At 66.2% G+C, this 13,419-nt stretch carries 14 protein-coding genes; 5 read left to right on the forward strand and 9 right to left on the reverse strand.

All coding sequences use genetic code 11. From position 1 onward, the window contains the following. Positions 1-174: 174 nt before the first annotated feature. From H289_RS0107140 to H289_RS0107155, 4 genes are all read right to left on the reverse strand, one after another. The gene (locus H289_RS0107140) at positions 175-1,887 is read right to left on the reverse strand and encodes a GAF domain-containing sensor histidine kinase (protein ID WP_051128419.1); all 1,713 of its coding nucleotides are present in this window, start codon (positions 1,885-1,887) and stop codon (positions 175-177) included. Between the two features lie 48 nt (positions 1,888-1,935). Continuing rightward, complete coding sequence (gene dosR, locus H289_RS0107145; protein WP_029104893.1) at positions 1,936-2,583, reverse strand: hypoxia response regulator transcription factor DosR/DevR; 648 nt, start codon at positions 2,581-2,583, stop codon at positions 1,936-1,938. A gap of 76 nt (positions 2,584-2,659) precedes the next feature. Next, positions 2,660-3,517: a universal stress protein gene (locus H289_RS0107150; RefSeq protein ID WP_020100080.1), complete on the reverse strand. Its 858-nt coding sequence runs from the start codon at positions 3,515-3,517 to the stop codon at positions 2,660-2,662. Between the two features lie 294 nt (positions 3,518-3,811). Beyond that, on the reverse strand, positions 3,812-4,810 hold the full coding sequence (locus tag H289_RS0107155; RefSeq protein WP_020100081.1) for an Acg family FMN-binding oxidoreductase: 999 nt from the start codon (positions 4,808-4,810) through the stop codon (positions 3,812-3,814). Positions 4,811-5,075: 265 nt separating this feature from the next. Here H289_RS0107155 and H289_RS29970 point away from each other — a divergent pair, with 265 nt between their 5' ends. Together H289_RS29970 and H289_RS29975 are read left to right on the forward strand one after the other, a co-directional pair. Then, positions 5,076-5,930, forward strand: coding sequence for a universal stress protein (locus H289_RS29970; protein ID WP_231387969.1), 855 nt, complete (start codon positions 5,076-5,078; stop codon positions 5,928-5,930). Continuing rightward, positions 5,927-6,217: a three-helix bundle dimerization domain-containing protein gene (locus tag H289_RS29975; protein WP_020100083.1), complete on the forward strand. Its 291-nt coding sequence runs from the start codon at positions 5,927-5,929 to the stop codon at positions 6,215-6,217. The genes H289_RS29970 and H289_RS29975 overlap by 4 nt, the downstream gene beginning before the upstream one ends. On the opposite strand, the gene H289_RS0107170 is transcribed toward H289_RS29975, so the two are convergent. From H289_RS0107170 to H289_RS0107180, 3 genes are all read right to left on the reverse strand, one after another. Next, positions 6,183-6,782, reverse strand: a complete 600-nt coding sequence (locus H289_RS0107170) for a phosphatase PAP2 family protein (RefSeq protein WP_020100084.1) — start codon at positions 6,780-6,782, stop codon at positions 6,183-6,185. The two genes, H289_RS29975 and H289_RS0107170, sit on opposite strands and share 35 nt — an antisense overlap. Before the next feature lie 19 nt (positions 6,783-6,801). Next, complete coding sequence (locus H289_RS0107175) at positions 6,802-7,797, reverse strand: NAD(P)H-quinone oxidoreductase (RefSeq protein WP_020100085.1); 996 nt, start codon at positions 7,795-7,797, stop codon at positions 6,802-6,804. A gap of 83 nt (positions 7,798-7,880) precedes the next feature. Beyond that, a complete protein-coding gene (locus H289_RS0107180) occupies positions 7,881-8,276 on the reverse strand; it encodes a PPOX class F420-dependent oxidoreductase (RefSeq protein ID WP_020100086.1) in 396 nt (131 codons plus the stop codon). Positions 8,277-8,389: 113 nt separating this feature from the next. On the opposite strand from H289_RS0107180, the gene H289_RS0107185 reads away from it, so the two are divergent. The 3 genes from H289_RS0107185 (at position 8,390) to H289_RS0107195 (ending at position 10,974) form a co-directional block, all read left to right on the forward strand. Next, positions 8,390-9,361 carry an NAD(P)-dependent alcohol dehydrogenase gene (locus H289_RS0107185; protein ID WP_020100087.1) on the forward strand — a complete coding sequence of 324 codons (972 nt, stop codon included), beginning with the start codon at positions 8,390-8,392 and terminating at the stop codon, positions 9,359-9,361. Between the two features lie 248 nt (positions 9,362-9,609). Next, positions 9,610-9,837, forward strand: a complete 228-nt coding sequence (locus tag H289_RS0107190; protein ID WP_020100088.1) for an Rv1893 family protein — start codon at positions 9,610-9,612, stop codon at positions 9,835-9,837. Positions 9,838-9,960: 123 nt separating this feature from the next. Then, positions 9,961-10,974 (forward strand): NAD-dependent epimerase/dehydratase family protein, encoded by a 1,014-nt coding sequence (locus H289_RS0107195; RefSeq protein ID WP_020100089.1) that lies wholly within the window; start codon positions 9,961-9,963, stop codon positions 10,972-10,974. A gap of 1 nt (position 10,975) precedes the next feature. Here the strand turns inward: H289_RS0107195 and H289_RS0107200 are convergent, their stop codons facing one another. Both H289_RS0107200 and H289_RS0107205 read right to left on the reverse strand, forming a co-directional pair. Next, the gene (locus tag H289_RS0107200; protein WP_020100090.1) at positions 10,976-12,262 is read right to left on the reverse strand and encodes a ClC family H(+)/Cl(-) exchange transporter; all 1,287 of its coding nucleotides are present in this window, start codon (positions 12,260-12,262) and stop codon (positions 10,976-10,978) included. Beyond that, positions 12,262-13,416, reverse strand: a complete 1,155-nt coding sequence (locus H289_RS0107205) for an acyl-CoA dehydrogenase family protein (protein WP_020100091.1) — start codon at positions 13,414-13,416, stop codon at positions 12,262-12,264. The genes H289_RS0107200 and H289_RS0107205 overlap by 1 nt, the downstream gene beginning before the upstream one ends. Positions 13,417-13,419 lie beyond the last annotated feature (3 nt).

Below are 13,419 nucleotides of genomic sequence, written 5' to 3' on the forward strand. Positions count from 1 at the left end.
TCAGATCGCGCACACTGCTCGTTTCTCATACAACGATCCTGCAGGTGATCGGGCACGATCGACAGAGCACTACGTCACTTGCTGAAGAGTTCTCTCCCAGACCACATGCCGGCGGAAGCGTGTCTATCGCCATTGGTAGCCAAAGACATTGGACCCTCATCCCGAGTCGCCCCGTCAGGGCAGCGGCGCCCACCACCGCAGGACGGTGCCACCGTCGACGCCGGGTTCGACGGTCATGTCACCGCCGGTTTCTTGCGCCCGTCGGCGAAGGTTCGCCAAGCCACTTTCGGTGATGCCTTCGGGCAATCCCTGGCCGTTGTCGCTGACCTCGATACGCAAATCGTTGTCGACGTTGACGGTGACGCCGACTGCGCTGGCCTTGCCATGACGGACCGCGTTGCTCACCGCTTCGCGGACGACGGCCTCGGCGTGATCGGCCAAGTCGGGCTCGATGACCGAGAGCGGGCCGTCGTAGCGGACCGTGGTGTGCAGTTCGTGGCTGGAGAAAGAGGCGACAGCGGCATCGAGTCGCTGTCGTAACCGGGTGGTGGAGGCGGTGCTGCCGTGCAGATCGAAGATCGCGGTGCGGATTTCGGTGATCACTTCCTGGAGGTCGTCGACGCAGTCGGTGATGCGGCGCTGCACATCGCTGGACTTGGCGCGCGGGATCGCGCCCTGGAGCGTCAGACCAACCGCGAACAGCCGCTGGATGACGTGGTCGTGCAAGTCGCGGGCGATGCGGTCGCGATCGGCCAGTACAGCCAGCTCACGCTTCTGACGCTGGCTGGCGGCAAGCTGCCAGGCGAGTGCGGCCTGGTCGGCGAACGCTGCCATCGTGTCCAGCTGATCCGCGGTGAATTCCTGGCGGCCCGCATTCCGCAGCACGACCAGGACTCCGATGACACTCTCGGTGGTGCGCAGTGGCAGCACCAGTGCTGACGCCACGTCGGCCGCTATCGCCTCAGGTAGCTCCGCTGCCCGGCAGATCGAGGGCGTTCGATCGTGAAAAGCCCGGCCGATGGGTCCGCCGGCCGCCGGCGCCTCCAGCGCTGATGCGCGGGCATCGCCGACGACGTCGATCACCTGGAGTTCGGTGATCTCGCTGGTCGGCGCATCGTCGTCCTCGGGAACCGCGATCAGCGTCGCGTCCGCGTCCGTCAGCGAACGTGCCTCCTCTGCGATCTGGCGGAACACCAGCGACGGTTCGGTGCCGGACAACAGGGCGGTACCGATATCGCGGGTGGCCTCGATCCAGGCCTGGCGTTGCTGCGACTGACGGTAGAGCCGGGCGTTGTCGATGGCGATGCCGGCCGCCGCGGCCAGGGCCTGTGCGAGCACTTCGTCGTCTTCGCTGAATGGCTGTCCGGACGCCTTCTCGGTCAGATACAGGTTGCCGAAGACTTCGTCGCGGATGCGCACCGGCACACCGAGGAACGTTCGCATGGGAGGGTGGTGCTCGGGAAAGCCCACCGAAGCAGGGTGGGTGCGAATGTCTTCCAGCCGAATGGGTTTCGGTTCGTCGATCAGGACGCCCAGCACGCCGCGCCCTTGGGGCAGCGGGCCGATCTTGCAACGGGTCTGCTCGTCGATGCCCTCGTAGACGAATTCGACGAGCTCGTGATCCGTGCCCCGGACCCCGAGGGCGCCGTACCGTGCGTCGATCAGCTCGATCGCGGTGCGCACGATGGTGCGCAGTGTCTCGTCCAGTTCGAGCCCGGACGTGACGGTGAGCATCGCCTCGACCAGACCGTCGAGCCGGTCACGGCCCTCGATGATCTGTTCGACGCGGTCCTGAACTTCACTGAGAAGTTCACGCAGCCGTAGTCCCGATAGCGGCGCTCGCAGCGGATGCTCAGCGCTGCTGTCTTGACGTCTCACATCGGTGATTCTGCCATCGCGGCAGTCGCGCGCCAGGAATTTGACGCCGGCGGCATATCAGTCGTCAGAGCGCCGCGGCCGGTCCAGCTTCGACACGAACACCGCGGCCTGCGTCCGTCGTTCCATACCCAGCTTGGCGAGCAGACGCGACACGTAGTTCTTGACCGTCTTCTCCGCCAGGAACATTCGTGCGGCGATCTGCTTGTTGGTCAATCCTTCGCCGAGCAGATCCAGCAGCACCCGTTCCTGATCGGTCAGCCCCGAAAGCGGGTCCGATCGCTCGGCTTCATTGCGGAGCTTCGCCATCAACGCCGCGGCGGCACGGTTGTCCAGCAGGGACCGTCCGGCGCCCACGGCCTTGATCGCCTCGGCGAGTTCCATGCCTTTGATGTCCTTGATGACATAGCCGCTCGCGCCGGCCAGGACCGCGTCGAGCATGGCCTCGTCAGAGGTGAACGACGTCAACATCAGGCACCGTAGGTCGGGTAGGCGCGACAGCAGATCGCGGCACAGTTCGATGCCGTTGCCGTCCGGCAGACGCACATCGAGGACGGCGACATCGGGCCTGAGCGCAGGAATCTGGGCCATGGCGTGCGCCACGGTTCCAGCCTCGCCGATGACTTCCAGATCCGGGTCCGCACTCAGCAGGTCGATGAGTCCGCGGCGCACGACTTCATGGTCATCGACGAGGAATACTGTGACCATTCGCGTGCCCTTCTGCACGCCGGCGGCGTGCTGGTAAACGTTGACGTCCTGCTCATGACGATAGGCCAGGCTTCGGCTACAAGCGCTGATTATTCTGGCAAATCAGCGCCGTGCAGTTCACCTGGGGCGAGGACGAGCGCGCCGTGCCCACGATCTCGCCCATCCCAGGCCGCCGATGCCTGCCGATCACCAGCAGTTGAATCGAATCAGACTGCCGATCAAGGTAATTCATCGTCGAACCACGGATTGCGACAGGATTGAACTCGACGTCCGGGTTGGACAGGCGGTGCCGGGCGAGACGTTTCTCGAGGCGCGCCCGCACGCTTTCGTCCGGTACTTTGTCGCGACCGTCCGACAGTGTGGTCGGCCGCGTTGCGAGCACCGTCAGGGGCGCTCCGCGCAGCCGGGCTTCGCTGATCCCGGCCTCGAGAACGGCGGCGCTGTCCGGGCTTTCATCGACTTCGACGACGACGTGGCGGGGCCCCATCGTCCCGTGATGGTTCCCGCTGCGAACGATCGCCACCGGACACGGCGCGGAAGTGGCCAATGTGGCCGAGGTGGAACCGAGCCGGTATCCCGTCGCATGCGCGATGCCGAGCGAGCCGAGACACAGCAGGTCAGCAGATCGACTGGCGTCCAGCAGGACCCGAGAGGGATGCCCCTGCAGTACTTCCCATTCCACCTTGACCGGCTTCTCGGTGGATTCGATGGCGACCAACGCGCGCCGCACGGAAACATCGGCGCACGCCAGATCTTGGGCTTCCTGCTGAGGATCGACATCACCGTGGCCGCGTGGCTCGACGACGTAGAGCAGGCGCAGGGGCACATCGCGACTGACGGCTTCATCTACCGCCCACAAGGCAGCGTCGACCGACCATCGCGAGCCGTCGATGCCGACCACGACGGCCGGCGACGGTGAAGCTGACTTGTACATCTCCGCACCCTCCTGACATCACCGAGCTGAGTATTCGTCGACGGTAGGTGCGGTGACCTCGTCCGCGGCAGAGCCATTGGTCCCTAGTGACCTGTCACAGTGACCTCTCGGGTCAGGTCGCTCGGCCGCAACCGTGGGCCCATGTGCCCTAGTGCACGGCTCTGGCGGCCTGCCATCGTCGACGACATGAAGAAGCAGCTGGCAACCGGTATCGCGCTTGCGGCCGCGTTGTGTGGAACGGCCCGACTGACGCAGAAGTGGGGTGCCGCCAGACGCAAATCCAGCGCTCCGCCCTCAATTCCGGTCATCAGGGCGATGTGGCCGGAAGCGGAAGACGTCCGCCAACTGGCGTCGCGGTGTCGGTGGCGGGACATCCTCCAGGGCTGGAGCAGTGCCGATACGGACCAACACCTGGGGCAGAGGGTGGCCGGTGAGCGTACTGATGATGTCGCGGGCCGCCGGGTGTTCCGTTAGATGGGTGAGCGTGCAACTGGCCAGGCCCGCGACGGTGGCCTCCAGCAGCACTGCCGACAACGTCTCGCCACACGTCAGGACGCCCTCGCGGGTATCGCCGAGCGCGGAGATCACCACCACGGTGGCCTGATCGTCGCCGGCGTGCTGACGCCGTTCGCGACCATGGGTCACCGGGAACGTGCGTCCGATGTCCACCCGGTCACTCTCTGGGGCCGACACCAGTGCACTGTGTGGGATGCCGGTCGTGCTGTCAAAAGGTGAAGTCCACCAGTCCAATTCGGCGTGATACGCGGCGTCATACATGCGTAGCGCGTCGGTGAGATGCGAGGCCTCGGCCAGTTGAGTTCGCTGTTGGGCAGCCAGGACGTCCATCCGGGCCGGGCGATTGCCCACTGCAAGCCGCAGCAGTTCGATCAGTGCCGGCTGGTCATCCACGGCGCCGAACGGAAGCCGGTCGGTGCGTCGGCACAGTATCGCGTCTGCTGCCTGTCGTTGCGCCGGAGTGACGCTGCCGGCCGGCTGGAAGTTGATGTCGGCGAGGAGCCGGTGGTTCTCCGGATCGGGAAAACGATCGACCGTGGTGGTCCAGCCGGCCGCGGCCATCGCCACCCGGAGATGATCCAATGCTGCGCCGCAACTCAACAGTGCCTGGCGCCCGGAACCGTCGGTAGTCACCAGCCAGTCGGTATCGAGATACAGCTTCAGCGTGGCGGATTCGAGAACCCATTTCCACGGCTGGCTGTTGTGGATCGATGGCGCTCTGCAGGCCAGAAGTACCGCTCGTTCGATTTCCGCAAGGGCAATGGTGGTTTTCGTCATGACGCGTCCTTCTCGGCAGCATCGAGGGTGCAACTCGAAGACTGCTACGGTCTGGACGCTTGGCCCAGGGTCGGAAGTCATCAGTACCGCAGCCGTTGGCCGTCGGGTCAGCCACAGCCTGCTCGACAGAGCACTTTGGGGCCTCTCGAAGGACCTTCGACACTATGCCCGGCTCGTGCGGCGAGGTCAGATGTCATCGGAGAGCTGCACGACAACTACGGCACAAGGACTTCCGATGAACATCCAAGCCCCGGTCGACCCGGTCGTGGTCGGCATCGACGGTTCCAAACATGCGCTGCACGCTGCGCGCTGGGCTGCACTCGAGGCGGCGAGCCGGGACACCACGTTGCGGCTGGTCTACGTCATCGACTCGGAAGCTGCGGATCGTCAGGAGAGCATCGACCGCGCGCAGCACGCATTGCACAAGGCATGGAAAGCGGTGACCGACACGCACATCGACGTCAAGCTCGAGACGGAGATTCTCTCGGGCAGTCCGATTGAATGCCTTGCCGAAGAGTCCCGGCGCGCAGCGGTGGTCTGCGTCGGCGACCGCGGAACGCACGATGCGCCGGATGCTCCGCGCGGCTCGACGGCTGTCGAGGTGGCCCGGAGCGCGCCAGGCTCGGTCGCGATCATCCGGCGTAAACACCGCGAGTTCGACCATCGCAAGTGGATCGTGGCCGTCCTGGACGAATCAGCCTCGGCCACGGCCGTGTTGGCCGCAGCCGAGGCTGATTCGGCATGGCGTGATGCACCGATTCTGATGTTGGAGCCCTGGTCGCATTCGGGTGCGCCGCTGGATGCCAGACATCCGGTGCACGCCGCCCTGGAGCGGTACCTGAGGGCCGCGGACAACAGCCACCTCGAGTCGGTCACCCTGGCGATGCCGGGGCATCTGAGCAACTTGCTGCGGCAGAGTGCGTGCATCGACCAGCTGGTCATCGTGCCGGGAGACGACCGGGAACTGGTTGCGGAACTGACCGGCCACGAAATGCGCAAAACCTTGAAAGGCTCGGACTGCACCCTGTTGTTCGTCCGGCCCTGCCCCCGCGCATCGGCTGGCAATGGAGTTGCCTGCCAACAGAGTTCGATCGAGCCGTTGATGGTGGGGCAGCCGTGACCCAGGTCCTGCACGAGCCGACCCGGTCCGGCCGTTCGGCGGCAGGTTGGGTCGACGAGGTCGCCGGGAAACTGGCCCGTCGCGAGGGGCGCAACGATAGTGCGCGCGACATGGAGATCCTGGGCTGGTGTCGGGAGGCCGCGACGCAGTTCGCGGACGCCCGCGTTCAAGCATTTGTCCCGCTACTGGTCGAACGCATCGTCGGCGACCGCATCCGGCGCGATCGGGTCGGTCGGGGTTGTGCTCCGGCGGTCATGGAATGCGCCGGTCGCGAGGTGTCGCGGTGACGAGGCCGCGGAGCCGGGTCCTTTCGATCACGTCGAGCAACCGCCGCAGCAGCGGCCGGAACAGGAAGTATCCGGCCGAGCTGACGACGCCGCCGAGGACCAAGCCGGCAAGGACATCGCTCGGATAGTGGGCGCCGACGTAGACGCGCGCGAACGCCATGAGAACCGCTGCCGCGGCGGCCACCATGCCGAGGTAGCGGTTCGCCAGCCACAACCCCGCTGCGACAGCTGCCGCGATCACGGCATGGATGCTGGGAAACCCGCCGTCGGTATTGCAGTGCAAGACGACGATGTCACGTAAGGCGTTGCAGGGACGGGTCTCATTGACGGACACGGCGATCGGGTCATAGACGAGCAGAGCGGCCAAAACGCCCAATGGCGTCCATAGCACAGCCGTCATCGCCATCGGGTTTTTGCTCGAGCGCGCAACCCACCACCCGCTCGTCAACAACGCGACGAAAAGGAGCACGCCGTCGTTGGCGTATGTGGCCATCAATGAATGCAGCCACGGGGTGTTGCGAGCGAAATCGTTGATGACGTGGAAGATTCGCGCATCGAGGTTCATGGCTGGCGCTCTCGGGCCGCTAGTCGGCATCCCGGACGGTCAGCAGCACCTTTCCGACGGTCTTGTCGGAGTCGAGCAGCCGGTGTGCCTCGGGGGCGTCGGTGATCGGCACCTCGGCCGCGACGACCGGCGCCACGGTACCGGCGTCGATCAGTGGCCACAGCTGCTGCCGCAGCGCGCCGATGATCTCGGCTTTGGAACCGGGACCTTCCTCGGGGCGGCGCCGCAGGTTCGTCACATGCACCGATCCTCGTTTGAACAGCAGCGTAGCGAGATTCAGTTCAGCGACGGCCCCGCCTTGCAGCCCGATGATCGTCAGGTGGCCGTTCTCGGCGAGGGCGTCCACGTTCTTGCCGAGGTAACTGCCGCCCATGATGTCGAGAATGACATCGGCGCCGGAGTATTCGGCGTTGACCACCGCGGGGAAGTCCTGGTCGCGGTAGTTGATCAACGTCTGCGCGCCGAGTTCGCGGCAGGCGTCGAGTTTGAACTGCGTGCCGGCCGTCACCGCCACGTTGGCGCCGAGTGCGCGGCCCACTTGTATTGCGTGCGTGCCGATTCCGCTGCCGCCGCCGTGGATCAGCAGCGTCTGCCCGCTCTTCAGGCCACCCGTCATCACCACGTTCGACCACACGGTGGCCGCGGTTTCCGGCAGCGCCGCCGCGGCCGTGACGCTCACGCCCTGAGGCACGGGTAGCACGTGGCTGGCGGCGACGTTGACACGTTCGGCGTACCCACCGCCGGCCAGCAGAGCACACACCGCGTCACCGGGTGCCCAATCCTGAACTCCGGCACCGACTTCGGCGATGTAACCGGAGACCTCGAGGCCCGGGATGTCGCTGGCGCCCGGCGGCGGCGGATAGAAGCCCATGCGCTGCATGACGTCGGCGCGGTTGACACCGGCCGCCACCACGTCGATGGCGACCTGACCGGGTCCAGGCGCGGGCAGGTCGTTGACCTCGGCCCACTCCATCACCTCGGGCTCACCGTGGCCGTTGAAAGTTGTCGCGTACATGCTTATTTGCCTCCGGGGATGGGGAATCGGGGAGCAGACGATCGTAAATCGATCCTAGAAGTGAGCCTCGTGCGGATGAGCGGCTACGCGCGCGGCGAAATCTCGATGGCGAACGAATTCTGCTGACGGCGGGTGAGCCAGACGCCGAACTCGCTGAGGGGCCCGAGGAGCCGGTACTTGCGGTTCATGACCTTCCGGACCTTTGGACTGTCGGCGAAGTCGAGGATGCGCGCCGTACCCTCGACGACCGGCGAACCCGGCGTGAGCTTTCCGCGAACATCGCAGGGCTGCAGCATCACCGACGGATTGCGGCGGATCCGCCTGACCTTGTAGGCCCCGACCTCCGAGAAGAAGTAGAGCTTGCCGTCGGCGGGGGCGATCCAGACTGGCGACGACACCGGGGTGCCGTCTTTGCGGTAGCTCGTGAACGAGACATAGTTCGACCGACCGACCAGGTCCCAATCCGGTGAATTCGCCATCAGCGCAGGGCCGTCCGAGATTCGCGGGGCGATCTGGCCTCGTTCATGAGGTTCTCCCTCTTCCTGCGCACATCGAGGCAATCGCCCCGTCTGACCGAATAGAGTTTCACCTCATGAAGGCGATGGCGCAACGTAGCTGGAACACCGGGGAACCGCTCGAGCTGATCGACCTCCCCACGCCGGAACCGCATCCGGGTGAGGTTCGGGTGCGCGTACAGAGCATCGGACTCAACCCCGCGGACTGCCAAATGCTCATCGCCCCGCCGATGCGGCTGCTCGGCAGGCTGCTCGGACCCAAGCCGCCGGTGGTCCTGGGCCTCGACTTCGCCGGAACCGTCGACGCGGTGGGCGCGAAGGTGAACGACTTCCGGCCCGGTGACCGCGTCGTCGGCAGCACGAACTTCTCGCGCGGCCAGCGAGGCTGCTTCGCGGATGCCGCGGTGGTGCGTACCGACCAGGTCTGTCATGTCCCGGACTCGGTGGACCTCGATACCGCCGTCGCACTGGCCATTCCGGGTGTCACGGCACATCGCACCGTGGTGGACATCGGCCGCGTCCGTCGCGTCGAGCCGGCGCAACGCCGGGTGCTCGTACTCGGCGCCTCTGGCGCGGTGGGGCAGCTCACCGTTCAGCTCGCGAAACACGAAGGCGCCGTCGTCGTCGGAGTGTGTTCGACGAAGAACGTTGAACTGGTCAAGGGGCTGGGCGCCGACGTCGCCCTGGACTACACCCGCGGTGATGTCCTCGAACAGGCCCGGCAGTACGGGCCGTTCCAGATCGTCGCCGACTGCGCCGACGCCTACTCGCGCCGAAAGTGCCTGTCCCTGCTGTCCGCGCAGGGCCGCTACGTCATGGTGTCGATGCACAATCTGGTCGACGCCGTGTACACGCTCATCCCGCCGTTTCAGGCACGGACGATCCTCGGGCGGCCGACTCGCGAACGACTCGCGCCCCTGATGGCCGCCGCGGAGGCCGGACAACTCACGGTGAACATCGCCCAACACCTGCCGTTGACCAGCTTGCAGAAAGCCGTCGATCTCAGCGAAAGCCACCGGATGACCGGAAAGCTGATCCTGCATCCCTGAGTGGAACACGTTGGATGCCAAGGCGTTCAACAGCCGGCATCCAGTACCGACGAGACTGAACTGGTGTGCCAAATTTCGCCAAGATGTGACACACAAGCTCAGTGTCGTCAGTGGAGAGCCGGCGCAGGTACATCAGGTACGGCCCGAGGAGACCGTCGACGTTGTGGTGGACGCGTTCTCGGATACGGGAGTTTCTTCTTGCACCGAGGTCTACCGTCTTGGCTAACCGCCCACCGGAGGAGACCGCGATGCCACTGAACCCCAAGGACTCGTTCAACGCGGTGCGGGACGTTGCGGCGCATTCGGTCGAGAAGGCGTCGGACATCGTCGACAACGCTGCGGATATCATCAGAGGTGATGTAACAGAAGGTATTTCCGGGATTGTCCAGAACTCCGTCGACATCGGCCGGCACGCGGTCGACAAGCTCAAAGAGGTCGTCACCGGAGACAGTGCCGATAGTGACGCCGAAGCGTGATCCGGTTTTCCAGCGAATAGCCGCGGGTCGGCGATAGGGTGCGGGCGGCGACGCGGCCCAGCGGCCATTGCAGGGTCGGCGCCATACCGACAATGGCCGACGAGTCCCTGGGAAGGACGGAAGATGAAGGTTCTGGTGACCGGGGGGACGGGCTTTGTCGGTGCGCATATCGTAACCGCGCTGATCCGTGACGGACACGATGTGCGGATGCTGGTTCGCCGGGCGGAGCAAGTACCGATATCTCTTGAACCGCTGGGTGTTTCGGTGCACGACATCGTCGTCGGTGATGTGCTGGACCCTGAGGTGGTAGCCGCCGGACTCGACGGTGTGGACGCCGTCGTGCACGCGGCTGCCGTGTTCAGCCTCGACGCGCGGCGAGCCGCCGAGATCACCCGAACCAATCTGCGCGCAACGGAATTGGTCGTGGGTGGTGCGGTGGAACGCGGTCTCGACCCCATCGTGCACATCTCGTCGACGGTGGCCCTCACGTGTCGCGACGGCGGCGGACCCGACCTGCCACTGGGTGACGTCGACCGGCCGTACGCCAGGTCGAAACGTGAATCAGAGGAACAGATTCGGGCGTTGCAGTCGACGGGTGCGCCCGTGGTGTCGGTGTATCCCGGTGGCGTGTTGGGGCCGCACGACCCGTACCTGGGGACGCAGGTCGAGCTGTTCACCTGGATCGTGAAGGGCTGGCTTCCCGTGTGGCCGACAGGTGGGGCCCACTACGTCGACGTCCGTGACGCCGCCGACGTCGTCGCCGCGTGCATGGTGCGGGGTAAAGGTCCGCGCCGCTATGTGGTGCCCGGTCATCATCTCACCGGAGACCTGATGCACGGCACGTTGCACAAGATCACCGGACGGTGGCTGCCGTTCGTGACCACGCCGTTCTTCGTGGCCAAGCCCTTCAGTCGCTTCGTGGAGCTGCTCAACAAGGCGTTGCCTGGCAGCGTCCATCTCCCCGCGGACGTCGAGACCGTCGAGCTCGCCGAGCGGGACACCCGCTTCGACACGTCGCCGACCACCGAGGACCTCGGCATCATCGCCCGGCCGTTCGAGGAAACCGCCCGCGACACCCTGCTGTGGCTCATCGAAATCGGCGCCCTGGCAAGCAGATACGCCGGAAACCTGCGTTGAGCTACGTTTTCGCGGCCGCGGCGGCCGCCCGGTCGGTGAGCAGGTCGTAGATGGGTCGCGAGCCGAGCGCGATGGCGACCAGCAGTGCCGTCGCGCACGCACCGAGCATGGGTGGCAGCTGATTCGTGCTGCCGGTGAGTTCGGTGGCGAGGATGAGGCCCGTCACCGGCGCCTGGACCGTGGCGGTGAAGAACGCCGCCATGCCGATGAGGGCGAGTGCGGCCGGGGCGGGCGCCGACTGCGGCGCGACGTGGGTCGCGATCAGTCCGACGATCAGCCCGACGTCGGCGCCGAGGACCAGCATCGGCGCGAACAGACCGCCCGGGGTGCCCGCGGCATACGACACCACACCCAGGACGAATCGCAGCACCAGCACCGCGGTGACGGCGCCGATGGCTCCGTGACCTAGCAGCGCCTCCTGGGTGAGGTGGTCCCCGCCGCCCGCGAGGTTGGGGGAGTACCACACCAGCACCCCGACGGCGGCGCCGATGAGAGCGGCGCGGACCTCGACGGGCCGGCGGCTGGTATCGGCGCTGCGCAGGCCGAACATGATGGCCTTGTTGTAGAGCACGCCCAGCACACCGGTGAGCACGCCGACGGCCAGTACCCACCCGGAGTCGGCCAGCTGCGGATCGGCCAGCGCCGGCACCTGGAATTCACTGCCCGAGCGGACGAACGGGTAGGCCGCCATGAACCCGGACGCGGAGGCGACCAGCGTGGCGACGGTGGTGCGCGGGTCGAAGCGCTTGACGAGCTCCTCCAGGACGAACACCCCGCCGGCGATCGGCGCGTTGAACGCGGTGGCCAGGCCGGCGGCCGCGCCGGCGGCGGCGAGGATGCGCAGATCAGCTTGCGGGCGCCGTGTCGCCGAGGCGACGATGATGGCGATCGACCCGCCCATCTGCACCGACGGCCCCTCGCGTCCGAGGGCGAGGCCGGAGCCGAGGGCCAGCAGTCCACCGACGTACTTGACCGGCAGGATTCTGAACCGGCCCGGCTCGGCGCGGCCGGCGACGACCGCCTCGACGCGCGGGATACCGCTGCCCTCGGCGAACGGTTCGACGCGGCGGACCAGCGATGCCGCCAGCGCGGTGCAGACGGCGCAGATGGCCACGACGACGACAGGGCCCCACCAACTTCCGTGGGACCAGTGCGACAGCGCGGCGCGCCACTGCGTCGCGTAATCGAGCAGTACCCGGAAGCTGCCTGCCGCCAGACCGGTCAGTGCGCCGACTACGGCCGCGGCGAGGACGAACCCGATGACGTTGCCGGCGCGTCCCTTATCCATCACAGCCCACCGCGGGCGACCAATTGCGCGGCGATGACGTTGCGCTGGATTTCGTTGGTGCCTTCGCCGACGATCATCAGCGGGGCGTCGCGGAAGTAGCGTTCGACGTCGTATTCGGTGGAATAGCCGTAACCACCGTGGATTCGGACCGCGTTGAGCGCGATCTCCATGGCGATTTCGGACGCGAACAGCTTGGCCATGCCGGCTTCCATGTCGCAGCGCTCGCCACTGTCGTAGCGTTCGGCGGCATACCGCGTCAGCTGGCGCGCCGCGGTGAGTTTGGTGGCCATGTCCGCCAGGTAATTGCCGACCGACTGGTGCTGCCAGATCGGCCGGCCGAAGCTCTCACGTTCCTGGGCGTACTTGAGCGCGTCCTCCAACGCCGCGGTGGCGACGCCGAGCGCGCGTGAGGCGACCTGAATCCGGCCTGTCTCAAGGCCTTTCATCATCTGGCCGAAACCCTTGCCGGGCTCGCCACCGAGGATCGACGACGCGGGCGTGCGGTAGCCGTCGAACGTCAGCTCGCAAGATTCGACGCCCTTGTAGCCCAGCTTGGGCAGATCGCGTGAGACCGTCAGCCCGGGACCGTGCTCGACGAGTACGACCGAAATGCCTTTGTGCCTTGGCTCGGCGGTGGGATCGGTCTTGCACAGCAGCGCGATCAGCCCCGAGCGGCGCGCGTTGCTGATCCACGTCTTGGACCCGTTGATCACCAGGTCGGTGCCGTCCCGGCGGGCAGTGGTCGACATGTTCTGCAGGTCCGAGCCACCGCCCGGTTCGGTGAGCGCCATGGTCGCGCGCAGTTCGCCGGTGGCCAGGCGCGGCAGATACGTCTGCTTCTGCTCCTCGGTGCCGAACAGACCGATCAGCTTGGCCACCACGGTGTGACCGCCCATGGCGCCGGCGAGGCTCATCCAGCCGCGCGAGAGTTCCTGCGTCACTTCGACATAACACGGCATCGACACCGGCGAACCGCCGTACTCCTCGGGGATGGCCAGCCCGTAGATGCCGATCTGCTTCATCTGCTCGATCCACGCCTCCGGGTACGTATTGGCGTGTTCGACGTCGCGCACCGTGGGCTTGACGTCACGGTCGATGAAGGCGCGCACGGTCTCGACAAGCAGGGCCTCTTCGTCGGTCAGATGAGTGGACACGGC

It is taken from the genome of Mycobacterium sp. 360MFTsu5.1, from assembly GCF_000383495.1.
In the GTDB taxonomy this organism is placed as follows: domain Bacteria; phylum Actinomycetota; class Actinomycetes; order Mycobacteriales; family Mycobacteriaceae; genus Mycobacterium; species Mycobacterium mucogenicum_B.

Coding starts and splice junctions, on each gene's coding strand:
- dosR (WP_029104893.1), bottom strand. CDS start 2,583: ATGGTCACAGTATTCCTCGTCGATGACCATGAAGTCGTGCGCCGCGGA.
- H289_RS0107150 (WP_020100080.1), bottom strand. CDS start 3,517: ATGTACAAGTCAGCTTCACCGTCGCCGGCCGTCGTGGTCGGCATCGAC.
- H289_RS0107155 (WP_020100081.1), bottom strand. CDS start 4,810: ATGACGAAAACCACCATTGCCCTTGCGGAAATCGAACGAGCGGTACTT.
- H289_RS0107170 (WP_020100084.1), bottom strand. CDS start 6,782: ATGAACCTCGATGCGCGAATCTTCCACGTCATCAACGATTTCGCTCGC.
- H289_RS0107175 (WP_020100085.1), bottom strand. CDS start 7,797: ATGTACGCGACAACTTTCAACGGCCACGGTGAGCCCGAGGTGATGGAG.
- H289_RS0107180 (WP_020100086.1), bottom strand. CDS start 8,276: ATGGCGAATTCACCGGATTGGGACCTGGTCGGTCGGTCGAACTATGTC.
- H289_RS0107185 (WP_020100087.1), top strand. CDS start 8,390: ATGAAGGCGATGGCGCAACGTAGCTGGAACACCGGGGAACCGCTCGAG.
- H289_RS0107190 (WP_020100088.1), top strand. CDS start 9,610: ATGCCACTGAACCCCAAGGACTCGTTCAACGCGGTGCGGGACGTTGCG.
- H289_RS0107195 (WP_020100089.1), top strand. CDS start 9,961: ATGAAGGTTCTGGTGACCGGGGGGACGGGCTTTGTCGGTGCGCATATC.
- H289_RS0107200 (WP_020100090.1), bottom strand. CDS start 12,262: ATGGATAAGGGACGCGCCGGCAACGTCATCGGGTTCGTCCTCGCCGCG.